Here is a 22,507-nt window from a genome sequence, read left to right as displayed (position 1 = left end):
ATGACCGAAGCGCTGCCGCAGCACGCGCCCGTGGCCGACCCCCCGTGGCGCGACCCCCGGCTGCCGGTCGCCGAACGCGTCGCCGACCTGCTGGCCCGGATGACCGTGGAGGAGAAGGCCGGCCAGCTCGGCTCGTTCTGGGCGCAGCCCGCCGAGCCCGGCGAGCCGGTGGCGCCGCGCGAGGACGACGCCGACGAGCCCATGCCCGGCGACCGGGCGATGACGCTGCACGAGCAGGCCCGCTGGGGCCTGGGGCACCTGACCCGGGTGTTCGGCACCGCCCCGATCGCCCCGGCCGAGGGCGCCGCCCGGCTGCGCGAGCTGCAGCGCGTGGTCCGCTCGGCCAACCGGTTCGGGCTGCCCGCCATCGCGCACGAGGAGTGCCTGACCGGCTTCATGACCTGGCGGGCCACCGTGTTCCCCAGCCCGCCGGCGTGGGGCGCGAGCTTCGACCCCGGGCTGGTCGGCGAGATGGCCGCCGCCATCGCCGCGTCCCTGCGGCGCGCCGGCGTCCACCAGGGGCTCGCGCCGGTGCTGGACGTGGTGCGCGACGCCCGCTGGGGCCGGACGGAGGAGTGCATCGGCGAGGACCCGTACCTCGTCGGCACCATCGGCGCCGCGTACGTGCGGGGCCTGGAGAGCGGCGGCATCGTCGCGACGCTCAAGCACTTCGTCGGGTACTCGGCGTCGCGGGACGCGCGCAACATGGCGCCGACCGCCGCCGGGCCGCGCGAGGTCGCCGACGTGCTGATGGAGCCGTTCGTCATGGCGCTGCGCGAGGGCGGGCCCCGGTCGGTCATGCCGTCCTACACCGACATCGACGGGGAACCGGCCTCGGGCAGCGAACGGCTGCTGACCCGGGTGCTGCGCGAGGAGCTGGGGTTCACCGGCGTGGTGGTGTCCGACTACTTCGCGGTGTCGTTCCTGCAGTCGCGGCACGGGGTGGCCGGGTCCCGGCAGGAGGCCGCGGCGCGCGCGCTGGCGGCCGGCATCGACGTGGAGCTGCCGTCGTCGCGCTGCTACGGCGAGCCGCTGGTGGAGGCGGTGCGCCGAGGCGACGTCCCCGAGGAGCTGCTGGACCGGGCCGTGTCGCGCGTGCTGACGCTCAAGGCGGAGCTCGGCCTGCTGGACGGGCCCGAAGACGACGAACCCGTGGAGGGGGCGGCCGGGGACGGGTCGGCCGCGGACGGGGCGTCCGTGTTCGACCCGCCCGCGCACCGCGAGCTGGCGCGGCGGCTGGCCGAGGAGTCGGTCGTCCTGCTGGCCGACGACGGGACGCTGCCGCTGCGCCCGGACGCGCGGGTCGCCCTGGTCGGGCCGCTGGCCGACGAGCGGTACGGGATGATGGGCTGCTACTCCTTCCCCAACCACGTCGGCCGCTCCGACCCCGACCTGCCGCTGGGCGTGGAGTTCCCGACGCTGGCCGACGCGCTGCGCGGCGAGTTCGCCGACCTGCGGGTCGTGCCGGGCGGCGACGTGCTGGGGGCCGACGACGGCGACATCGCCGCCGCCGTCGCCGCCGCGCGCGAGGCCGAGGTGTGCGTGCTGGCGCTCGGCGACCGGTCCGGGCTGTTCGGGCGCGGCACCTCCGGCGAGGGCTGCGACGCCGAGACGCTGGCGCTGCCGGGCCGCCAGGCCGAGCTCGCCGAAGCCGTCCTGGCCACGGGGACGCCCACCGTCGTGGTGATGCTGTCGGGACGCCCGTACGCGCTGGGCGCCGTCGCGGAACGGGCGGCGGCGATCGTGCAGGCGTTCTTCCCCGGGCAGGAGGGCGGCGCGGCCCTGGCGGCGGTCCTGACCGGGCGGGCCGAGCCCCGGGGGCGGCTCCCGGTGAGCATGCCGCGCAGGCCGTACGGCACCCCGGTGGTGTACCTGCGCTCCCGCCTGGACTCCCCGCACCCGTGGAGCACGGTGGACTCCAGACCGCTGTTCCCGTTCGGGCACGGGCTGAGCTGGACGACGTTCGCCTACGAGGAGCTGACCGTCGACCCCGTGGCGGCGACCGACGGGTCGGTGCGGGTCACCGCGGTCGTCCGCAACGTCGGGGAACGGGCCGGCACGGAGGTCGTGCAGCTGTACCTGGCCGACCCGGTGTCGTCGGTGGTCCGGCCGGTGCGCTGGCTGGCCGGGTGGGCGAAGACGCGCATCGAACCGGGCCGGGCCGTACGGGTGGAGTTCACGGTGCACGCCGACCGCACCTCGTTCACCGGGGGCGACCTGACGCGCATCGTGGAGCCGGGGGTCGTGGAGGTGCTGGTGGGGCGGTCCAGCGAGGACCTTCCGCTGCGGGGCTCGTTCACCCTGGAGGGGCCGCGGCGCGTGCTGGACGCCGACCGCGTGCTGACCGTTCCTGTGGAGGTGACGCCGCTTTGACCGCGCCGAGGAGGTTCCGCAACCCGATCCTGCCGGGCATGTACCCCGACCCGTCGGTCTGCCGGGTGGGCGGCGACTTCTACCTGGTGACGTCCACGTTCGAGTGGTTCCCGGGCCTGCCGGTGTTCCACAGCCGCGACCTGGTGCACTGGCGGCAGATCGGGCACGTGCTGGACCGGCCGTCGCAGCTCGACCTGGACGGGATCCGCCCGTCGGCCGGGCTGTACGCGCCGACGATCCGCCACCACGACGGCACGTTCTACGTGGTGTGCACGCTGGTGGACGGCCCGGGCCACTTCGTGGTGACCGCGACCGACCCGGCCGGGCCGTGGTCGGAGCCCGTCTGGCTGGAGGGCGAGGGCATCGACCCGTCGCTGTTCTTCGACGACGACGGGCGGGCGTGGTTCACCGAGACCCGGCCGACGTCGCCCAGGCGGCCGGACAGCGGGTGCCAGATCCTGCTGCGGGAGTTCGACCCCGACGCGCTGCGCGTCACCGGGCCCGAGCATGTGATCTGGGAGGGCGCGGCCAGGAACGCGGTCTGGCCGGAGGCGCCCCACCTCTACAAGATCGACGGGCGCTACGTGCTGGTGACGGCCGAGGGCGGCACCTTCCACGACCACGCGGTGGTGGTCGCCCGCTCCGACGAGGTCACCGGCCCCTACGAGGGCGACCCGCGCAACCCCGTACTGACGCACCGGCACCTGGGGCGGGACTACCCGATCGTGGGGACGGGCCACGCCGACCTGGTCGACACCCCTGACGGGCAGTGGTGGATGGTGCTGCTGGCCTGGCGCCCCTACGGGGGCTACTACTGCAACCTGGGCCGCGAGACGTTCCTGACGCCCGTCCGGTGGGAGGACGGCTGGCCCGTGGCGGGGCCGGTGGAGGCCGTCCACGACGCGCCCTCGCTCCCCGAGCACCGCTGGCCCGCCGTCCCGGCATGCGACCACTTCGACGCCCCCGAGCTGGCGCCGTACTGGAACATGCTGCGCACCCCGCGCGAACGGTGGTGGAGCCTGACCGACCGCCCCGGGCACCTGCGGCTGCGGCTGCGCCCCCACACGCTCGCCGACCTGGCCAACCCCTCGTTCGTCGGACGGCGGCAGCAGCACATGGACTTCGCCGCGTTCGCGGCCATGGAGTTCGCCCCCGAACGCGAAGGGGAGCAGGCGGGCATCGCGCTCGTGCTCAACCACGACTACCACGTGGTCCTGGCGTCCACCGCGCACGGGCTGCGGCTCGTGCGCCGCGAGCAGGGCCGGGACACGGTGCTGGCCGTGCACTCCTCCGTCCCCGAGCGGCTCTGGCTGGGGTTCGAGGCGCACGGGCAGGAGTACCGGGCGCGTTTCGCCACCCGGCCCGGGGCCTGGGAGCCCCTCGGCGAACCGTTCGACGGGCGGTTCCTCAACACCCAGACGGCGGGCGGGTTCACCGGCGTGTACGTCGGCATGTTCGCCTCCGGCCCCGAGCCGGGGCGGTTCGCCGACTTCGACTGGTTCGAGTACTCGCCGCTCAGCGGCGCTGCAGGGCGGTGAGGCGCTCGGCCGCCGCCAGCACCGCCTTGGCCAGGTCGGGCAGCCGGTCGTCGCCGAAGCGCACGGCCGGGCCCTGCAGCGCGACGGCCGCGAACACCCGCCCCGCCGAGTCGCGGACGGGCGCGGCCACCGCGCGCACCCCGACGATCCGCTCCTCGTCGTTGACGGCGTAGCCGCGCTCGCGGACGCGCGCGAGGTCGGCGGCCAGCTCCGCGCGGGTGGTGAGCGTGGCGGGGGTGAAGCGGCGGAACGGCTCCGGCATCGCCACGCGCCCGTCGTCGAACGCCAGCAGCGCCTTGCCCATCGCGCACACGTGGATCGGGTTGCGCGCGCCCGGCTCCTGGTCGTACCGCAGCGGGTGCGCCGACGGCAGGTGCAGCAGCACGGCCACCTCGTCGCCCACCCGCACGCCCAGGCTCACCGCCTCGCCGGTCTCGTCGCGCAGCGCGGTCAGCTCGGGCTGCAGCAGCGTGGTGCCCATCCGCTCCAGCGCCAGCCGGCCGAGGATCGCGGCGGTGGGGCCCAGGTGGTAGCGCTCGGTGCGGGGGTCGCGGCCCAGCATCCCGGACGCGTGCAGGGCGCGGACGATGCGGTGCGCGGTGCTCGCCGTCAGCCCGAGCCTGGCCGCGATCTCGGTGGGGGTCTGCTCGGCCGCGCCCTCGAACGACCGCAGCACGGCGATGGCCCGGTCCACCGCCTGCGTCCCGCTGCGCGCGGCCCCGGTCATGCCGGCCCTGGCTCTGGCCGCTCGACCTCCGCCCACAGGCTGGGCAGGTTGACGACGATGCCCTCCTGGGTACTGCGGGCGATCACCACGACCGCCTCCTCGTCCGGCGAGGGGTTCTCCTCGCGGTGCGGGACGTAGGGCGGGACGAACACGTAGTCGCCGGGCTCGGTCTCGACCCGCATCTCGGCGTCGCCGTCGGCGAACACGAAGACCGGGTGGCCGGACACCACGTAGATCGCGGTCTCGGCCTCGCCGTGGTGGTGGTCGCCGGAGCCGGTGGCCGGAGCGACGTGGGTGCGGCCCATCCACAGCCGCCGGGAGCCGACCGTCTTGCCGGAGACGGCCTCGAAGCGGCGCATGCCGGACGTCTGCGCGGTGTCGGTCCGAAGCTCGGCGCCGCGGATGTGCTCGATGCGGCCGTGCCAGGCCGCCGCGCCGCGGGCCCGCGCGTCCGTTCCGATGTCCTTCGCCACGGTTCCATCCTCGCATTTCTTATAATCTTGACCTGTTTAGTAGAGATTACTACAGTGCGGAAGAGATCATCCACCATGCGGCGACAGGGATGAGCCAAGGGCGACTCGCCCGGGGAGGACGGCGATGACGGTCGAGTTCATCGGCATGATCCGGACGGCGGACACCTCGGAGGTCAGGCCGCGGCGGGGTCCGGCGATCGACCCCGACTACACCGCCCGGTTCGCCCGGGCCCACGAGGAGGCCGGGTTCGACCGGGTGCTGATCGGCTACCACTCCTGGGACGCCGACGGGTTCTCGGTCGCGGCGTACGCGGCCGCGCACACCGAGCGGCTGGGCCTGCTGCTGGCGCACCGGCCCGGGTTCGTGGCCCCCACGCTGGCCGCGCGCAAACTGGCCACCCTCGACCAGTTCACCGGCGGGCGGCTGGCCCTGCACGTGATCAGCGGCGCCAGCGAGACCGAGCAGCGCCGCGACGGCGACTACGCCGACAAGCCCGCCCGCTACCGGCGCACCGACGAGTACCTGGACATCGTCAAGCGGGTCTGGGCCGCCGACGAGCCGATCGACCACGAGGGCGAGTTCTACCGGTTCCAGGGCGCCCGCTCCGATGTCAAACCGGTGCACGGCAGGCTGCCGATCTACTTCGGCGGCTCGTCGGCCGACGCCTACCGGGTCGGCGGCCGGCACGCCGACGTGTACGCGCTGTGGGGCGAGCCGCTCGCCGAGACCGCCGAGCAGATCAGGGCGGTGCGCGAGTCGGCGGCGGGCCACGGCCGCGACCCGGACGAGGTGCGCTTCTCGGTGTCGTTCCGGCCGATCCTCGCGGACACCGACGAGCAGGCGTGGGAACGCGCGCACCGCATCCTGGCGGCGATCAACTCCCGGACGTCGCCGGACGGCGCGATGCTCGCCTTCCCCCCGAGCGAACGCGGTGTCGGCTCGCAGCGGCTGCTGGCCGCCGCCGAGAAGGGCGAACGGCACGACCGCGCGCTGTGGACCGCCACGGCCAAGGCCACCGGGGCGGCGGGCAACTCCACCGCGCTGGTCGGCAGCCCCGAGACGGTCGCCCGGGCACTGCTCGACTACGTCGACATCGGTGTCACCACGCTGCTGATCCGCGGTTACGAGCCGCTGGAGGACGCCGTCGACTACGGGCGGCGGCTCATCCCCCTGGTCCGCGCCGAACTGGAGCGCCGCGACCGGCCCGCCGCGGCCGCCGCCCGCTGAGAGCGGGGGCGAGGCCCATGTCGCACCGGTTCTCCCGCCGTGCCGTGTCCCGGCTGGTCGCGCCGCTGCTGGCGGTGGCGCTCGGCTGCGCCGCCGTGGCGTGCTCCGCCGGCGACGACCGCGTCACCCTGCGGGTCGGCGACCAGACCGGCATGACCGAGTCGCGGCTGAAGGCGGCCGGACTGCTCGACGACGTGCCCTACCGGATCGAGTGGTCGCAGTTCCCGGCCGCACTGCCGCTGCACGAGGCGCTGCGGGCGGGCGCGGTGGACATCGGCGGGGCGGCCGACTCGCCCACCGTGGCCGCCATCGCCGGCGGCTCGAAGATCAAGGCCGTCGCGGCCTGGAGCAACGGCGGCACCGGCACCTACATCCTCGTCCCCCGCGACAGCACGATCCGCACCGTCGCCGACCTCAAGGGCAAGCGGGTCTCCCCCACCACCCGCGGCAGCGTCGCCCACTACCTGCTGCTCGGCGCGCTCAAACGGGCCGGGCTGAAACCGGGCGACGTGCAGATGAACTTCTTGGCGCCCGCCGACGCCAACGCCGCGTTCTCCACCGGGCGGCTCGACGCGTGGGTGACGTGGGGGGTGTTCGCCGCGCGGGCGCGCGGGCAGCAGGGCGCCCGCGTCCTGCTCGGCGGGCAGGGCATCAACGCGGGCCTGTACGTGCTCAGCGCCACCGACACCGCGCTCGGCGACCCCGAGAAGGTCAAGGCGATGGCCGACTTCGCCGACCGCGTCGACAAGGGCTTCGCCTGGGGCAGGCGCGCTCCGTCCGCCTACACCGACTGGTTCGCCAGGTTCGCCGGGCAACCCAGGTCGGTGGCCGCACAGGTGCAGCCGGAGGACGCGGCCTACCGGCGCGTCCCGATGGACGACGCGTTCGCCGCCGAGCTGCAGAAGACCCACGACACCTGGGTCGAGGTCGGCCTGTTCACCGGCCGCCACGACCTGCGGCGCTTCGTCTTCCGGCAGTCGGGCGAGCCGCCCGTCGTCCCGTCCCAGGAGTGAACCATGACCATCGCATTGGCCGACGTGCTGCCCGGCATCGCCGCGCGGGCGGCCGAACACGACCGCGACGGCTCGTTCCCGCACGAGGCGTTCGCCGACCTGCACAAGGCCGGGGTGCTCAACCTGACCGTCCCGGCGGAGCTCGGCGGGGGCGGCGCGACGCTGGCCGAGGCCGTCGAGGTCGTCGGCGCGGTCGGCGCGGCCGACCCGTCGGTGGCGCTCGTGCTGGCGATGCACCTGCTCCACCACGCCGTGCTGCGCGCGCCGGACTGCCCGTGGCCGACCGAGGTGCGGCGGCGGGTGCAGCGCAGTTCGCTGGACGGCGTCGCGCTGCTCAACGCGCTGCGCGTCGAACCCGACCTCGGCACGCCCGCGCGCGGCGGGCTGCCGGCCACCGTGGCCGCACGCGGCGGGGACGGCTGGACGCTGCGCGGCCGCAAGATCTACTCCACCGGCGCGCCCGGGCTGAGCTGGCTGCTGGTGTGGGCCCGCACCGACGATCCGCGGCCCCGCACCGGCTCCTTCCTGGTGCCCGCGGACGCGCCCGGCATCCGCATCGACCCCACCTGGGACCACCTGGGCATGCGCGCCACCCGCAGCGACGACGTGATCTTCGACGGCGTGCCGGTCCCGGCCGACCACGCGGTGGACGTCAGGCCCGCCGAAGAGCAGCCGCCCCGCCCCGGCGGCGCGTTCCCGGCGTGGAACGCGCTGCTGATCAGCGCGATCTACGACGGGGTGGCGCGCGCCGCCCGCGACTGGCTGGTGGGCTACCTCAACGAGCGCACCCCCGCCAACCTGGGCCGGCCGCTGGCGACGCTGCCGCGCTTCCAGGCCGCCGTCGGCCGGATCGAGGCGCTGCTGTCCGCCAACCGCACCCTGCTGGCCGCCGCCGCCCGCGAGGAGCGCGACGCCGACGGCGCCGCGCTGGTCAAGCACACCGTCACCGGCAACGCCGTGCGGGCCGTGGAGACCGGCCTGACGCTGATCGGCAATCCCGGCCTGTCGCGGCGCAACCCGATCGAGCGGCACTACCGCGACGTGCTGTGCGCGCGGATCCACACGCCGCAGGACGACACCATCCTGACCGGCGCGGGGACCGCCGCCCTGGCCCGCTGAGCGTCCCCGCGCCGGCCGGGCGGCGCGCCGGGCCGCGCGGGGCGGCGTGAAAGATTCCGCCGGGCGGGCGTTTTCCTTGACCATGTCGAAACGCTTCGACCACCCTCCGGGGGCAACCGCGTCACGAGGAGGCCCCCGATGCGAGGAGACCGACGCAGACCCCGCGGACCCCGCCGCGCGGCGGCGCTGCTGGCGGCCCTGGCGCTGAGCGCCGCGCCGCCGGCCGTCCCCGCCGCACTCCCCGCGGCGGCCGCCGCCGAGACCTACACGTGGCGGAACGTGCAGATCGCGGGCGGCGGGTTCGTCCCGGGCATCGTCTTCAGCCGCAAGGAGCGCGACCTGATCTACGCCCGCACCGACATCGGCGGCGCCTACCGCTGGGACCGGTCGTCCCGGCGCTGGATCCCGCTGCTGGACTGGGTGGGCTGGGACCGGTGGGGCTACAACGGCGTGGTCAGCCTGGCCGCCGACCCCGTGGACGCCGACCGCGTCTACGTCGCCGCCGGCATGTACACCAACAGCTGGGACCCCAACAACGGCGCGATCCTGCGCTCCTCCGACCGGGGCGCCACCTGGCAGGTCACGCCGCTGCCGTTCAAGCTCGGCGGCAACATGCCCGGACGCGGCATGGGCGAGCGGCTCGCCGTCGACCCCAACGACAACCGCGTGCTCTACCTCGGCGCCCCCGAGGGCAACGGGCTGTGGCGCAGCACCGACCGGGGCGCGACCTGGTCGAAGGTCTCCAGCTTCCCCAACCCCGGCGACTACAGCGACGACCCGTCCGACCCCAACGGGTACGGCAGCCACCGGCCCGGCGTGGTGTGGGTGACGTTCGACGAGAGCACCGGCACCTCGGGCAGCCCCACCCGCACCGTCTACGTCGGCGTCGCCGACAAGGACAACACCGTCTACCGCAGCACCGACGCGGGCGCCACCTGGGAGCGCATCCCCGGGCAGCCGACCGGCTACATCGCGCACAAGGGCGTGCTGGACGCGGCGAGCCACGCCCTCTACATCGCCACGTCCGACACCGCGGGCCCCTACAGCGGCGCCAAGGGCGACGTGTGGAAGTTCGACACCCTGACCTCGGCGTGGACCCGGATCAGCCCGGTCCCGTCGACCAGCTCGGACGCCTACTTCGGCTACAGCGGCCTGACCGTCGACCGGCAGCGGCCCGGCACCCTCATGGTCGCCACGCAGATCTCCTGGTGGCCCGACGTCGTCTTCTTCCGCAGCACCGACGGCGGCCAGACCTGGACGCGCATCTGGGACTGGACGAGCTATCCCGACCGCAGCTTCCGCTACACGATGGACATCTCGTCGGTGCCGTGGCTGACGTTCGGCACCGACCCGTCGCCGCCCGAGGTCACCCCGAAGCTCGGCTGGATGACCGAGTCGCTGGAGATCGACCCGTTCGACTCGAATCGGATGATGTACGGGACGGGCGCCACCATCTACGGCACCGAGAATCTGACCCGGTGGGACTCCGGCGGCCAGATCACCATCCGGCCCATGGTGGCGGGGCTGGAGGAGACCGCCGTCCTGGACCTGGTCAGCCCGCCGTCCGGGGCCCCGCTGGTCAGCGCCCTCGGCGACATCGGCGGCTTCCGGCACGACGACCTGGGCACCGTGCCGCCGACGATGTTCGTGCGGCCGACCTTCACCAGCACCACCAGCCTCGACTACGCCGAGAACAACCCGTCGGTGATGGTGCGGGCGGGCGACTTCACCGACTCGGACCGGCCGAACGACTCCCACGTCGCCTTCTCCACCGACGGCGGCGCGAACTGGTGGCAGGCCGCCGAGCCGGGCGGCGTCAACAAGGGCGGCACGGTCGCGGCGGCCGCCGACGGCAGCCGGTTCGTGTGGGCGCCGGGCGACAGCGGCCAGCCGGTGGTGTACTCGGTGGGCTTCGGCAACTCCTGGTCGCAGTCGTCGGGCGTGCCGGCCAACGCCGTCGTCGAGTCCGACCGGGTCGACCCGAAGAAGTTCTACGCGTTCTCGGGCGGCCGCTTCTACGTCAGCACCGACGGCGGCCGGTCGTTCACCGCCACCGCCGCCTCCGGGCTGCCGTCGGCGGCGAAGTTCAAGGCCGTCCCCGGCCGCGAAGGCGACATCTGGCTGGCCGGTGACGGCGGCCTGTACCGCTCGACCGACTCGGGCGCCTCGTTCACCAGGGTCCCGGCGGTGGCCAAGGCCGTGAACATCGGCTTCGGCAAGGCCGCTCCGGGCCGCTCGTACCAGGCGCTGTACCTGGTCGGCACGGTCGGCGGCGTCACGGGCGTCTTCCGCTCCGACGACACCGGCGCCACCTGGGTGCGCGTCAACGACGACCAGCACCAGTACGGCAACATGGGCGAGGCCCTGACCGGCGACCCGCGCGTCTACGGCCGCGTCTACCTGGGCACCAACGGCCGCGGCATCGTCTACGGCGACACCTCGGGGTGACCGCCCCCGCCCGGTGCCGCCCCGGCCCCTCCGGGCGGGGCGGCACCGGGCTCGTCACAGCTCCGCCAGGACGCTGAGGGGCAGGCGGCCGTCGGCCAGCGGCCGGACGGCGATGCGGATGAGGGCGAGCGCGTTGTCGTCCCCGGCGATGCGGTTGGCGCTGAGCCGCCCGCACGCCAGGCACTCGTGGATGATCATCCACTCGCCGTCCCGGCGGGCCGTGACGCTGACCGCCGCCATCCGCCCGCCGCAGCCGGCGCGCCGGTCGCCGGGGATCCGGTCGTCGACGTGCAGGCTGGTCAGGCAGTGCGGGCAGTGGTTGCGGTGCGCGGTGCCCGGCGCGGACAGCGGCACGTCCAGGCGGCAGCCCGCGCGGCGGAACGAGCCGGCGCGGCCCCGCCGCCCGTTCCGCCGCCGCACGTCCCGCCGTGGACCGTCCGGCGGTTTCGGTCTGCGGCGCGGCATGTCACAGCCCCCCGAACGGTTCGAGCGGGAACGGCGGCTCGGCCAGGGGCCGCACGGCCATCCGCATGAGGATGAGCCGGTTGTCGTCCTGCCGCACGGGGTTGGAGGTCAGCTCGCCGCACCCGGCGCACCGGTGGATGAGCATCCAGTCGCCGTCGCGCAGCACCGCGATGGCGATCGGCGCCATGCGGGACCGGCACCGCGACGGCCCGCCCCCGGCGCGGTCGAGGACGTGCAGCGAGTGCAGGCAGGTCGGGCAGTGGTTGCGGCGCGCCCCGTCGGGCGCGGACGCGGACGCGGTCAGACCGCATCGCACGCAGGTGAAGGTATCGGTTCTGCGGGTGGACACCCGGAAACTCCTTGCCGGAACGCCGACGGACCCCGGGTCCGCCGGACGGCGGTGGGGTGCTGGACAGCAAGGAAGCGCCGAGCGGCCTCGCCGGAGCGTGGATCGTGCTCATCAGATGCGGTGGAGAGGCGCGCTCGGCGCCGGCCGGGTCGTCAAAAATCACCTGCCGGAAAGTCTGTGCCGGACTGGACGAACCCCCACGCTAGCGGCCGCCCCCGGGACGTCGCGAACGATTTTCGGGGCGGCTCCGGGCGCGGCGCGGCGGCGACGGCGCAGCCGCGGACGATCGGGGACGCCGCAGGGCCACCCCCGGAGGCGTCGCTCACCGCATCGGGGGAAAGCTGGATCTGGTACCACATGATCGCGCGATCGAGGGAGATCCATGAACACGGCAACGGGCGGGGGCGGCGGCGCCGTCCTGGAGGAGCTGGACCGCGAGGAGTGCCTGCGGCTGATCACGCCGGGCGGCGTCGGCCGGGTCGCCTTCAACGACGGCGAGGGCCCCGCCGTGATCCCGGTGAACTACGTCGTCGACGACGGCACGGTGGTGTTCCGCACCGATCTGAGCAGCCGCCTCAGCAAGGCGCTGAGCACCGCGCTGGCGGGCGCCCAGGTGCGGATCGCCTTCGAGGTCGACCGGTTCGACGAGGCGCGGCACGAGGGCTGGAGCGTGCTGCTGCGCGGGGGCGCCCGGCAGCTGTCGGAGGACGAGTCCGCGGCCGCCGCGCCCGTGGAGCCGTGGCCGGGCGGCGAGCGCGGCGCGCACATCCGGATGATCCCGGCGGAGATCAGCGGCCGCCGCGTCCACCACTGATCCGCACGGCCGTCGGGCCGCACCGCGGACACGACGCGACGGGCGGGGGCCGCGCGGCCCCCGCCCGTCTCACCCCCTCGGGTGGTTCAGGGCGTCACTCGTTGAACAGGCTCCCGTAGTCGGCCATCGCCATCGCCACGTCGGCCTGGGCCCAGAAGCGGTGGTAGTTGAACACCGGCGCCGTGGAGCTGGCGCCCGTGGCGTACGCCCACACGCGCTGGTAGTCGGGGTCGTTCTGGTAGAAGGACCGGATGGACATGAAGGTGGAGCTGGAGTTGATCGGGTCGCCGTTGGGCATCGTGCCGGTCCAGCCCGGGGGCACGTACACCGGGTCGGCGACGCGCTTGTAGTCGGCCTTGGTCTCCGGCACCGACACGCCCTTGGCGTCCTGGTGCCGCCACAGCGCGTCCAGCAGGTCCTTGGCGGTCTGCTTGGCCTGCGCGTGGCCCGCCTTGGCCGCGTAGTAGGACAGCGTCCTGGCCAGCGCGGCGGTCACGCCGACGTCCTGGGTGCGGTCGACGACGGTGACGTGCAGCCCGGTGTTGGCGGGCGGCATGCCGCTGGTGCTGGACCAGTCGGCGTCCGGCTGCCCCTCCCACCGCAGCGTGGAGGGGATCTGGTAGTCGCCGGTGGACGCGTCGACCGTGGTGTTGTCGAGCACCCAGTCGACCCACTTGTCCAGGATGGCCTTGGCGTCGGCGCTGCCAGTGACGTGGTAGTACTCGGCGACGCGCTCCATCGACCACGCCTGGAACCCGAACCACTGGTTGCTGGGCGGGTCGTGGTAGACGGGCTGCCAGTCGTAGGCCATCCCGAAGAACTTGGTCAGGCCGGACGGCGGGGTGCTGTAGCTGCCGTCCCAGCTGTTGGTCACGCCCCCGGCGATGCCGCCCTCGGCCGACTGCAGCCACTTGTACAGCTGCAGCTGCCGGGTGAGGCTGGTCGACCAGTCGGTCTTGGCCGTCGCGCCCTTGGGCTCCACGGCCGGGTTGTTGACCAGGGCGTAGGCCGCCATCGGGTTCTGGTAGCCGAAGTGGGACGCGCCGTCGCCGATGCGCCAGGCCCAGCCCGCGCTGGTGTCCAGCGCGCCGCCCCAGGCGTAGTACCACGACAGCAGGTAGTGGGCGCTGTCCTTGCCGGAGCCGCCCGGGCAGCTCGACGCCGGGTAGCAGTTGCCGATCTTCTTGAAGTACTTGTCGAAGAAGGCGTACCGCAGGTAGTCGCCCAACTTCCCGGCCTTGGCCACCGTGGCGGACACCTCGCCGCCCTTGTTCTGCTCCTTGGCCCACACGTCGGCCCAGTACGCGGCCTGGACCGCGCGCGCGTCGGCGTCAGGGGCGTTGGTGAACTTCCACTGCCTGGCGTAGCTGGCGTCCCCGGTGAACAGGTCCAGGTAGCCGTTGGTGCCGCCGTACTTGAACGCGTCGCAGGTGGGCTGCGGGATCGTCTCGAACACCGACTCCTGCGAGCCGCGCTGGTAGGTGTTGATGTAGGACGGGCCGTCGGCGGACGGTCCCTCCTCGCAGCCGCCGCCGGGGGTGTTGCCGTAGCCGTAGACGTTGTCGACGTCCTGCAGCCAGTGCATGCCGTAGATGTCGTCGGTGCCGTAGGCCGACTTCAGCTCGCCGGCGATCGGGTCCTGCCCGACCGAGACGCTGCTGTCGAGCTGGGACGGGTAGTCGCTCGGGTCGGGGTGCTCCGGCGCGTAGGTGGCGGGCTTGTTCGCCTGGTAGAAGGAGTTGGTCGGCTGGTCGGCGTGGGTGGGGATCATGTACTTCTCCATCAGCGCCCACGCGGCGTTGAAGGGCTCCCAGTTCTGGGTCACCCTGCCGTACACGGCCTCCAGCCAGATCAGGTAGCTGTACGCCTCGGAGGTCGTCTCGTGCCCGTGGTCGGGGGCCTCCACCATGAAGGTCTCCACCGAGTGGTACGGGATGCCCTCGGGGCTGAAGTACCCGTTCGCCGGGTCCTTGATCTTGTTGTACTGGTCGAGGAAGCGCTGCTGGTAGACGCCGCCGCCGGCGGCGACCTGGGTGACGGTGACCTCGGCCGCGGCGTAGCCGGCGGCGGTCGAGGTGAACGTGGCCGTGCCGGTGCCGGTGTCGGCGGCGCTGATCTCCACGTTCTGCGCGGTGGACCAGTTCTGCGGGGTGAAGGTGAGCTGCCCGCCGGCGCTGACGCTCAGCGCGGTGTTGCCGGACGTGCGGGTCGTGGTGACGGTGACGTCGGACGTCGGCGCCCGCGACAGCCTGACACCGTAGGTGACCGTGCCGCCCTGGGTGACCGTGAGCGCGGTCGGGCTGGCGACGATGCTCGCCTCGTCGGTCACCGTGATCCCGACCGGTGCCGACTCGGCGGTCGCCCCGGTGCTGTCGGTGACCTTGGCGTAGAGCGAGTAGTCGCCCGCCTCGGTGGGCGTCCAGTCCAGCGTGTAGGGCGCGGTGGTGTCACCGGGCGCCAGCAGGCCGTCCTGGCTGTAGAACTCGACCTTGCTCACCGTGGCACCGGTCCCGGCGGTGGCGGTGGCCGCCAGCGGCACGACGGCGCCCACCGAGTAGGTGGCGCCGGCGGCCGGGCTGGTCAGCGTGACGGTCGGCGCGGCGGCGGTGTCGTTGCAGCGGGTGCCGTTGAGGAAGAACGCGGTCGGGTCGGCGTTGCCGCCGGAGTAGGTGAACTGGGCGCCCACGTTGACCGTCGCGCCGGTGGCCAGCGAGCCGTTCCAGGCGGCGTTCCGCACGCTGACCTGCTGCCCGGTCTGCGACCAGGTGCCGTTCCAGCCGTTGGTCAGCCGCTGGTCGCCGGTGTAGGAGTAGGTCAGCTCCCAGCCGGACAGGGCGTCGCCGGTGTTGGTGATGTCGATGCTGGCGGTGAAGCCGTTGCCCCAGTCGTTCTTGGTGTAGACCACCTTGCAGCCCGCGGCGGCCTGCGCCGGCGCCGCCACGGCGGTGAGCAGGCCGCCGAGCAGCACCAGCACGGCGCCCACCGCGGTGAACGGGCGCCTTCGGTCGCGCCATCGCAATCGTCGTCTCACAGGGGGTTCCTTTCGGGCAGGGCGGAGCCCGCCGCCGGCGCCTTCCGCGCCGGCGGCGGGCGCACTCGTGGTGAGCGGGGTCGGACGGGCGCCGGTGCGGCGCCGGCGGGGCGGGCTCCGCCGGGCCCGGAGAGCGCGGCGGGGCGTCCCCCGCTAGGCGGAATCTCGGACGATCAGCTTGGTCTTGAGCACGACGCCGCGGTCGGACAGGCCCTTGCCAGCCATGCAGGCGCGCAGCTCGCGCACGCAGCGGGCGCCGAGATCCTCGATCGGCTGGCGGACGGTGGTGAGCCGGGGCCGCACCCGCTGGGCGATCGGCGCGTCGTCGAACCCGACGACCGCGACGTCGTCGGGCACCCGGCGGCCGGCGCGGCGCAGCGCCCGCAGCGCGCCCACCGCCATGGGGTCGGACGCGCACAGCACCGCGTCCAGGTCGGGGCGGCGGTCCAGCAGCCGGTTCATGGCGTGCTCGCCGGACAGCTGGCCGAAGTCGCCGCGGCCGATCAGGCCGGTGGTGTCCAGGCCGGCCTCCTCGGCGGCGGCGCGGTATCCGGCGAGCCGGTCCACGCCCGCGGCCATGTCGGACGGCCCGGCGATGGTGGCCACCGCGCGCCGCCCGGAGGCGGCCAGGTGCCGCACCGCCGCGCGGGCGCCGCCGCGGTTGTCGGCGTCCACGTACGGCAGCGGCACGTCGGTGAGCGGCCGCCCGGCCAGCACGACCGGGGCCCCGGCGGCGGCGTGCACCAGCGCCGCCGGATGGTCCCGGTGCGAGCTGATCAGCAGCACCCCGGCGGCGTGGCCGCCGCGCAGGTACTCGGCGGTGGTGCGCCACTCCTCCGGCCGTCCGGCCATGAGGATCACCAGCGGGGCGCGGCCGTCCAGCTCGCGTTTGACGCCCCACAGCACCCGGGCGAAGAACGGGTCGGCGAAGACGCGGGCGCTGTCCTCGCAGAAGACCACGGCGACGGCGCCCGATGTGCGGGGCTCGCGGGAGGCGGGGCGGCGGCGCACGTAGCCCAGCCGCTGCACCGCCTCCTCGACCTGCATGCGCGCGGCGCGGCTGACCCGGGTGGAGCCGCTGAGCACGCGGGAGGCGGTGGCGGGGGAGACACCGGCGAGCTCGGCGACGTGGGCCAGGGTGGGGGTTCGGCCGTCGGCCGGGGAACAGGCCGGACCGGCGGACGGTTCGGTGATCGTCACGCGTGCACTCCCTTCGGGTTCCCGGCCCGCGGGGGTGGCGGCCGGGAGGGGCGGGGGGTGTAGTGGGAGCGCTCCCAAGAATCCGTTCGCCGGTCAGCGCTGTCAAGAGAAATGTGGCAATCAGGTTAAGGCGCGGTTTCCGTCCCATTGCCGATCTTGATGATCGGCCGGCATACCGGCGCTGATCAGGCAGAACGCGGCGCACACCGCTTCCGGGTCGCCGTGAAAGCCGTGAAAGGCCGTGGAAGAACGCTTCTCGCCGCGCCGCGCCCGGTTTAGGTTCGGCGTCGAAATCACGAGTGTGGGAGCGCTCCCATAATCCGGACGAGGAGGTCGGATGCGGGCACGGCCGACGACCCCCGCAACGGGCCCCGCGACAAGCCCGCCGACGAGGCCCCCGACGAGCCCTGCGGCGGGCCGCGTGCTCAGGGCGCTCGCCGCGCTGGCCGGGGCGTCGGCCGTCGCGCTGGCGCTCGCGGCCGCCTGCGCCGGCGGCGACGGCCACCGGCACCACGGCCGGCACGGCGCGTCCGCGGCGCGCTTCCCGCACGACGCGGCCACGCTGCTGGCCGCCGGCGCCGGCAACCTGGAGGGCTCGGCCTCGTTCCGGCTCACCATGCGGGTCGCCATGCCCGGCGGCGACGGCCGGCCCGCCCACCGGATGGACATGACCGGCGTGTGGGACGCCCGGCGCCCCGCGGGCCGCATGGACGGCGTCCTGCGCGACGCCCGCACCACCGTGCTGTCGATCGGCGGCACCGAGTACGTCTCGCTGCCGCCCGAGCTGCGGCGCCGGACCGGCCGCGACTGGCTGCGGGCGGCCCGCGGCACCCGCACCTTCGGCCAATTCTCCGACGTGCACCGCGTCGCGATGCTCCTGCGCGCCGCGACACGGCCCGCCGCCTCGGGCACGCCGGGCGGCATCTGGCACGTGCGGGGCGAGATCGGCCGGGACGCGGCGCGCAAGGCGAGCCCGGAGCCGGCGTGGCAGGAGTTCGTGCGGCTGCTGCCGTCCCGCACCGGCTTCGACCTGTGGACCGACGACGCCGGGCGGCCCGGCCGGGTGCGGCTCACCCTGCCCGCGGAGCAGCAGGCCGGGGCCGGATCCGGCGGGACGTCGGGGAAGAAGGCGTCCCGGACCGACAAGACCGAGACCGTGCACGGGACGGTCGAGCTGTCGGCGTTCGGCGCCCGGCCCCAGGTCACCGAGCCGACGGCCGCGCAGATCCTCACCTCCCTTCCCGAGGAGACCAGGTGACGGCGCCCGCGGCCGTCCCGGGGACCGCGCCGCGCGCACCGCGCTCGGCGGCCCGCCCGGACGCACCGGGCGGACCGCCAGGCCATCGTCCGCCCGGGCCGCGTCGCTCCCACTACGGACGGCCGGCGGCGGCCGTGGCCTTTGACCCTGTGTCGTCCCACCCACCCAGAAAGGTTGCCGAACACCGATGACCCGCCCCCGTACGCCCATCCCCCGCCCCCGAGGAGGAGCCCGATGAGACGGACCGCGCGCCGCGGTGTCGCCTCCGGAGCCGCAGCGCTGCTGCTGGCCTCCGGTGCGGTCGCCGTGGCCAACACCCAGGCCGCCGCCGCCGCGGGCTGCAAGGTGTCCTACACGGTCAACGACTGGGGCACCGGCTTCACCGCGAACGTGGAGATCACCAACCTGGGCGACCCGCTGAGCAACTGGACGCTGGAGTGGGACTTCTCCGGCAACCAGCGGATCACCAGCAGCTGGAACAGCAGTTACAGCCAGTCCGGGCAGCACGCCACGCTGAGCAACGCCTCCTACAACGGCTCCCTGGCGACCGGCGCCACGGTCACGCCCGGCTTCCAGGCGGTCTACTCGGGCACCAACGAGACACCGACCGAGTTCAAGCTGAACGGCACCACCTGCACCGGTTCGACCACCCCGACCGACCCGACCGACCCGCCGACGGACCCGCCCGCCGGCGACCGGGTCGACAACCCGTACGTGGGCGCCAAGGTCTACGTGAACCCCGACTGGGCGGCCAAGGCCAACGCCGAGCCCGGCGGCAGCCGCATCGCCGACCAGCCCACCGGCGTGTGGATGGACCGCCGGGCCGCGATCACCGGCACGTCCGGCGCCCGCGGCCTGCGCGCCCACCTCGACACCGCGCTGGAGCAGGGCGCCGACCTCATCCAGGTCGTCGTCTACAACCTGCCCGGCCGCGACTGCTCCGCGCTGGCGTCCAACGGCGAGCTCGGCCCCGACGACCTGGACACCTACAAGACCGAGTTCATCGACCCGATCGCGGAGATCTTCGCCGATCCCAAGTACGCGAGCCTGCGGATCGTCACGGTCGTCGAGATCGACTCGCTGCCCAACCTGATCACCAACGTGTCGCCGCGGCCGACCGCCACCGAGAACTGCGACCGGATGAAGGCCAACGGCAACTACGAGAAGGGCATCGCCTACGCCCTGCAGAAGCTCGGCGCCATCCCGAACGTCTACAACTACATCGACATCGGCCACCACGGCTGGCTCGGCTGGGACGACAACTTCGGCCCGACCGCCGAGCTGCTCGCCCAGGTCGCCCGCGCCTCGGGCTCGATGTCGAACGTGCACGGGTTCATCACCAACACCGCCAACTACGGCGCGCTGACCGAGCCCTACTTCTCCATCAACGACACCGTCGGCGGCAGGTCGGTGCGCGAGTCCACGTGGGTGGACTGGAACCGCTACGTCGACGAGCAGTCCTACGCGCTGGCCATGCGGCAGCGGCTCATCCAGGCCGGCTTCGACAGCGGCATCGGCATGCTGATCGACACCTCCCGCAACGGCTGGGGCGGCGCGGACCGCCCGACCGGCCCGGGTCCGCAGACCGACGTGGACGCCTACGTCGACGGCGGGCGCCTGGACCGCCGCATCCACCTGGGCAACTGGTGCAACCAGTCGGGCGCCGGCCTCGGCGAGCGCCCGAAGGCGGCCCCGGTGGCCGGGATCGACGCCTACGTGTGGATGAAGCCGCCGGGCGAGTCCGACGGCGCCAGCAGGGAGATCCCCAACGACGAGGGCAAGGGCTTCGACCGGATGTGCGACCCCACGTACGAGGGCAACGCGCGCAACAACTACAACATGTCCGGTGCGCTGCCCGACGCTCCCCTGTCCGGGCACTGGTTCTCCGCCCAGTTCCAGGAGCTGATGCGCAACGCCTACCCGCCGCTCGACTGACCCGGTGAGCGCCTGACCGAGGGCCCGACGCGTCCCGCGCGTCGGGCCCTTCGCGTCCCGCAAGAACGGCGGCCGCCCCGCCGTCGCGGCCCTGCGCCATGCGGCCCGCGCCGCCCCGCGGGAGTCCGGCGGCGTCCCGCCGCGCGTGTCACGGGAACAGCCAATCGAGCGCGCGCAGGCTCTTGCGCAGGTACTTCTCGTCGCCGGTCTCGATCCCGTAGGCCATGTCCTCCAGGACCGCGCACCGGGCGTAGAAGACCGCGCGTTCCGCGGGCTCGCGGTCGCCGTACCGGCGCAGCGCCGCGTCGAGCGCCCCGGGCCCGAGGTCCCGGTACAGCCTGCCGAAGTCGACGGCCGGGTCGGTGATCGCCGCGTCGCTCCAGTCGATGACGCCGGTCACGCGTGCCCCGTCGGCGAGCACGTGCTCGATGCCCAGGTCATTGTGGGTGAACACCGGATCCGTGCCGCCTTCGGGCGGCGGCGCCGCCAGGAACCTCTCCACGGCCGGACGGTACCGTCCGGGCACCTCCCCGGCGAGCTGCGCGTACGTCGCCGCGGCCTCCCGCCGCCATGCCTCCGTCGGCTCGTCGTCGACCTCGGCGAACCGCGTCGCCCGGCTCGCCGGCACATCGTGCAGGGCGCGCAGGAGCCCGCCGAGCGTTTCCGCGACGGCCGCCGGCGGCCCTGCCACGTCGATCAGCGGCACGCCGGGCAGTTTGGCGTACGCCAGGCATCCCCGTTCCGCGGCGACGAATCTCGGCTCGGGAACGGGCAGCGGTGAGATCCCGGCGACGAAGCCGAGCAGCGCGGCCTCCCGCCGCACCTTCGCGGCCCGGCGCCGCGGGTCGCCGTCCTTGGCGAACCGCACGATCAGCTCGCCGTTGACCTCGTAGGCGGTGTTGTCCTCCCCCTCGCCGAGCGCCGCCACCGTCTCGACCGGGTATCCGGGCAGGTGCTCGCGTACCACGTCGCGGACGTCCTCGCCGCCCACCGTGCCGTCGCCCATCAGCGGGGGGCGCCGACGCCGCGCAGGAGGGTGTCGACGATGCGGGTGGCGAGCGCGTCGATGTCGCCGTCGGGGCCGGCGCCGCCGTCCGAGGCGGCGCCGCCGTGGGTGGCCTCCCCGATGAGCGCGTAGTAGCAGCGGCGCGCCCACCGCGGGTCGACGTCGGCGCGCAGCAGGCCCTCGGCGGCGGCGCGCCGGAAGAAGCGGTCGCAGCGGTCGACCACGTCGGCGTGCACGCGGGCGATCTCGGGGTTGGCGGAGGCGGCGGCCCGGGCCATCGCGTAGTTCCAGTCGAGCTTGACGCGCAGCACGTTGGCGGTGACCCGGTGCAGCACGACCAGCGGCGGCGCGGTGTCGGAGATGTCGACGGCGGCGGCGAACCGCTCGGTGGCCCACGCGGTGAGCGCCTCGATCAGCGCCTCGCGGGTGGCGAAGCGCCGGTGCACGGTGGTGCGGGCCACCCCGGCGGCCTCGGCGATCTGCTCCATCGTGGCCGCGGGGTCGGCCGACAGCACCCGCTCGGCCGCCTCCAGGATCGCGCGGACGGTCCGCTCGGCGTCGGCGCGCAGCGGCTTGCGGGCGTGCTGGATCGTCACCCCACCAAGACTAACGCGTAGCGACTGCCCCTCAACTTGCATCATCAATGTTGCAAATCCTAAGGTGACTGCGTCAGCACTGACGCAGATAGGAGCGAAGTCATGGACCTGCAGCTGGACGGCAAGACCGCGGTGGTCACCGGCGCGAGCAAGGGCATCGGCCTGGCCGCGGTCGAGCGGCTGACCGGGGAGGGCATGCGGGTGGTGGCCGCCTCGCGCACCGTCACCCCCGAACTGGAGAAGACCGGCGCGACCGCCGTCACCGTCGACCTGTCCACCCCGGACGGGCCCGGGCGGCTGATCGAGCGGGCGCTGGAGGAGCTGGGCGAGCTGGACCTGCTGGTCAACAACGTCGGCGGCGGCGGCAGCGGCTTGACCGGCGGGTTCCTCGACCTGGACGACCGCCTCTGGCAGGCCGTCTACGACCTCAACCTGTTCGCGGCGGTGCGGACGACCCGGGCGGCGCTGCCGAGCCTGCTGCGGCGGCGCGGTGTCATCGTCAACGTCTCGTCCGTCAGCGCCCGCATGCCGCACACCGGGCCCGTGCCGTACACGACGGCGAAGGCGGCGCTGACGGCGTTCGGCAAGGCGCTGAACGAGGAGTTCGGGCCCAAGGGGGTGCGCGTCGCCACCGTCTCCCCCGGCCCGGTGCGCACCCCGCTGTGGGAAGCGCCGGACGGCTTCGGCGCCGAGCTCGCCGAGGCGTTCGGGATGGACCGCGGGCAACTGGTGGCCGGGCTGCCGCAGTCCATGGGCATGACCACCGGCAGGCTCACCGAGCCCGAGGAGGTCGGCGCGCTCATCGCCTACCTCGCCTCGCCGCTGGCGGCGAGCATCGCCGGCGCCGACGTGGCCATCGACGGCGGCGCCTGGAAGAGCGCCTGACCCGGCCGGCGCCCCGGCATGCCCCCGGCAGGGGCGCGCCCCCTCGCCG

18 protein-coding genes are annotated in these 22,507 nt (G+C 74.1%); 10 read left to right on the top strand and 8 right to left on the bottom strand.

Features of this window, described 5'->3' with window-relative positions; genetic code table 11:
• Together ABD879_RS08745 and ABD879_RS08740 are read left to right on the top strand one after the other, a co-directional pair.
• A complete protein-coding gene (locus tag ABD879_RS08745) occupies positions 1–2,373 on the top strand; it encodes a beta-glucosidase family protein (protein WP_345019239.1) in 2,373 nt (790 codons plus the stop codon).
• A complete protein-coding gene (locus ABD879_RS08740; protein ID WP_345019237.1) occupies positions 2,370–3,911 on the top strand; it encodes a glycoside hydrolase family 43 protein in 1,542 nt (513 codons plus the stop codon). The genes ABD879_RS08745 and ABD879_RS08740 overlap by 4 nt, the downstream gene beginning before the upstream one ends.
• Here ABD879_RS08740 and ABD879_RS08735 read toward each other — a convergent pair.
• Together ABD879_RS08735 and ABD879_RS08730 are read right to left on the bottom strand one after the other, a co-directional pair.
• Entirely contained in the window at positions 3,889–4,638 is a 750-nt protein-coding gene (locus tag ABD879_RS08735; protein ID WP_345019235.1) for an IclR family transcriptional regulator, read from the bottom strand. The two genes, ABD879_RS08740 and ABD879_RS08735, sit on opposite strands and share 23 nt — an antisense overlap.
• Complete coding sequence (locus tag ABD879_RS08730; protein WP_345019233.1) at positions 4,635–5,111, bottom strand: cupin domain-containing protein; 477 nt, start codon at positions 5,109–5,111, stop codon at positions 4,635–4,637. The genes ABD879_RS08735 and ABD879_RS08730 overlap by 4 nt, the downstream gene beginning before the upstream one ends.
• 124 nt (positions 5,112–5,235) lie before the next feature.
• Here ABD879_RS08730 and ABD879_RS08725 point away from each other — a divergent pair, with 124 nt between their 5' ends.
• The 4 genes from ABD879_RS08725 to ABD879_RS08710 all read left to right on the top strand — a co-directional run bounded on the left by ABD879_RS08725 (position 5,236) and on the right by ABD879_RS08710 (position 10,919).
• Positions 5,236–6,339 carry an LLM class flavin-dependent oxidoreductase gene (locus ABD879_RS08725; RefSeq protein ID WP_345019231.1) on the top strand — a complete coding sequence of 368 codons (1,104 nt, stop codon included), beginning with the start codon at positions 5,236–5,238 and terminating at the stop codon, positions 6,337–6,339.
• A 17-nt stretch (positions 6,340–6,356) separates the two neighbouring features.
• A complete protein-coding gene (locus ABD879_RS08720; protein WP_345019229.1) occupies positions 6,357–7,352 on the top strand; it encodes an ABC transporter substrate-binding protein in 996 nt (331 codons plus the stop codon).
• Between the two features lie 3 nt (positions 7,353–7,355).
• Positions 7,356–8,471 (top strand): acyl-CoA dehydrogenase family protein, encoded by a 1,116-nt coding sequence (locus ABD879_RS08715; protein WP_345019227.1) that lies wholly within the window; start codon positions 7,356–7,358, stop codon positions 8,469–8,471.
• A gap of 138 nt (positions 8,472–8,609) precedes the next feature.
• Entirely contained in the window at positions 8,610–10,919 is a 2,310-nt protein-coding gene (locus ABD879_RS08710; RefSeq protein WP_378269470.1) for a xyloglucanase, read from the top strand.
• 54 nt (positions 10,920–10,973) lie between these two features.
• On the opposite strand, the gene ABD879_RS08705 is transcribed toward ABD879_RS08710, so the two are convergent.
• Both ABD879_RS08705 and ABD879_RS08700 read right to left on the bottom strand, forming a co-directional pair.
• A complete protein-coding gene (locus ABD879_RS08705) occupies positions 10,974–11,384 on the bottom strand; it encodes an RNHCP domain-containing protein (RefSeq protein ID WP_345019225.1) in 411 nt (136 codons plus the stop codon).
• Between the two features lies 1 nt (position 11,385).
• Complete coding sequence (locus tag ABD879_RS08700; RefSeq protein ID WP_345019223.1) at positions 11,386–11,733, bottom strand: RNHCP domain-containing protein; 348 nt, start codon at positions 11,731–11,733, stop codon at positions 11,386–11,388.
• Positions 11,734–12,115: 382 nt separating this feature from the next.
• On the opposite strand from ABD879_RS08700, the gene ABD879_RS08695 reads away from it, so the two are divergent.
• Positions 12,116–12,547: a pyridoxamine 5'-phosphate oxidase family protein gene (locus tag ABD879_RS08695; RefSeq protein ID WP_345019221.1), complete on the top strand. Its 432-nt coding sequence runs from the start codon at positions 12,116–12,118 to the stop codon at positions 12,545–12,547.
• A gap of 94 nt (positions 12,548–12,641) precedes the next feature.
• Here ABD879_RS08695 and ABD879_RS08690 read toward each other — a convergent pair whose 3' ends face one another.
• Entirely contained in the window at positions 12,642–15,578 is a 2,937-nt protein-coding gene (locus tag ABD879_RS08690; RefSeq protein ID WP_345019219.1) for a glycoside hydrolase family 48 protein, read from the bottom strand.
• Between the two features lie 153 nt (positions 15,579–15,731).
• Positions 15,732–16,778 carry a LacI family DNA-binding transcriptional regulator gene (locus tag ABD879_RS08685; RefSeq protein ID WP_345019217.1) on the bottom strand — a complete coding sequence of 349 codons (1,047 nt, stop codon included), beginning with the start codon at positions 16,776–16,778 and terminating at the stop codon, positions 15,732–15,734.
• Positions 16,779–17,199: 421 nt separating this feature from the next.
• Here ABD879_RS08685 and ABD879_RS08680 point away from each other — a divergent pair, with 421 nt between their 5' ends.
• Complete coding sequence (locus ABD879_RS08680; RefSeq protein ID WP_345019215.1) at positions 17,200–18,036, top strand: hypothetical protein; 837 nt, start codon at positions 17,200–17,202, stop codon at positions 18,034–18,036.
• Between the two features lie 234 nt (positions 18,037–18,270).
• On the top strand, positions 18,271–19,971 hold the full coding sequence (locus ABD879_RS08675) for a glycoside hydrolase family 6 protein (RefSeq protein WP_345019213.1): 1,701 nt from the start codon (positions 18,271–18,273) through the stop codon (positions 19,969–19,971).
• A gap of 148 nt (positions 19,972–20,119) precedes the next feature.
• Here ABD879_RS08675 and ABD879_RS08670 read toward each other — a convergent pair whose 3' ends face one another.
• Positions 20,120–20,977 carry a phosphotransferase family protein gene (locus ABD879_RS08670; protein WP_345019211.1) on the bottom strand — a complete coding sequence of 286 codons (858 nt, stop codon included), beginning with the start codon at positions 20,975–20,977 and terminating at the stop codon, positions 20,120–20,122.
• Complete coding sequence (locus ABD879_RS08665; RefSeq protein ID WP_345019209.1) at positions 20,977–21,573, bottom strand: TetR/AcrR family transcriptional regulator; 597 nt, start codon at positions 21,571–21,573, stop codon at positions 20,977–20,979. The genes ABD879_RS08670 and ABD879_RS08665 overlap by 1 nt, the downstream gene beginning before the upstream one ends.
• A 102-nt stretch (positions 21,574–21,675) precedes the next feature.
• On the opposite strand from ABD879_RS08665, the gene ABD879_RS08660 reads away from it, so the two are divergent.
• Entirely contained in the window at positions 21,676–22,458 is a 783-nt protein-coding gene (locus ABD879_RS08660; protein ID WP_345019207.1) for an SDR family oxidoreductase, read from the top strand.
• Positions 22,459–22,507 lie beyond the last annotated feature (49 nt).

This window comes from Actinomadura keratinilytica (assembly GCF_039539665.1).
Classification (GTDB): Bacteria; Actinomycetota; Actinomycetes; order Streptosporangiales; family Streptosporangiaceae; genus Spirillospora; species Spirillospora keratinilytica.
This window is presented reverse-complemented; position numbering and strand designations above follow the sequence as displayed.

What these genes read in the sequence shown, in the direction of transcription:
- ABD879_RS08745 (WP_345019239.1), top strand. Translation starts at nt 1, where the DNA reads ATGACCGAAGCGCTGCCGCAGCACGCGCCCGTGGCCGACCCCCCGTGG.
- ABD879_RS08735 (WP_345019235.1), bottom strand. Translation starts at nt 4,638, where the DNA reads ATGACCGGGGCCGCGCGCAGCGGGACGCAGGCGGTGGACCGGGCCATC.
- ABD879_RS08725 (WP_345019231.1), top strand. Translation starts at nt 5,236, where the DNA reads ATGACGGTCGAGTTCATCGGCATGATCCGGACGGCGGACACCTCGGAG.
- ABD879_RS08720 (WP_345019229.1), top strand. Translation starts at nt 6,357, where the DNA reads ATGTCGCACCGGTTCTCCCGCCGTGCCGTGTCCCGGCTGGTCGCGCCG.
- ABD879_RS08715 (WP_345019227.1), top strand. Translation starts at nt 7,356, where the DNA reads ATGACCATCGCATTGGCCGACGTGCTGCCCGGCATCGCCGCGCGGGCG.
- ABD879_RS08710 (WP_378269470.1), top strand. Translation starts at nt 8,610, where the DNA reads ATGCGAGGAGACCGACGCAGACCCCGCGGACCCCGCCGCGCGGCGGCG.
- ABD879_RS08705 (WP_345019225.1), bottom strand. Translation starts at nt 11,384, where the DNA reads ATGCCGCGCCGCAGACCGAAACCGCCGGACGGTCCACGGCGGGACGTG.
- ABD879_RS08695 (WP_345019221.1), top strand. Translation starts at nt 12,116, where the DNA reads ATGAACACGGCAACGGGCGGGGGCGGCGGCGCCGTCCTGGAGGAGCTG.
- ABD879_RS08675 (WP_345019213.1), top strand. Translation starts at nt 18,271, where the DNA reads ATGAGACGGACCGCGCGCCGCGGTGTCGCCTCCGGAGCCGCAGCGCTG.
- ABD879_RS08670 (WP_345019211.1), bottom strand. Translation starts at nt 20,977, where the DNA reads ATGGGCGACGGCACGGTGGGCGGCGAGGACGTCCGCGACGTGGTACGC.
- ABD879_RS08660 (WP_345019207.1), top strand. Translation starts at nt 21,676, where the DNA reads ATGGACCTGCAGCTGGACGGCAAGACCGCGGTGGTCACCGGCGCGAGC.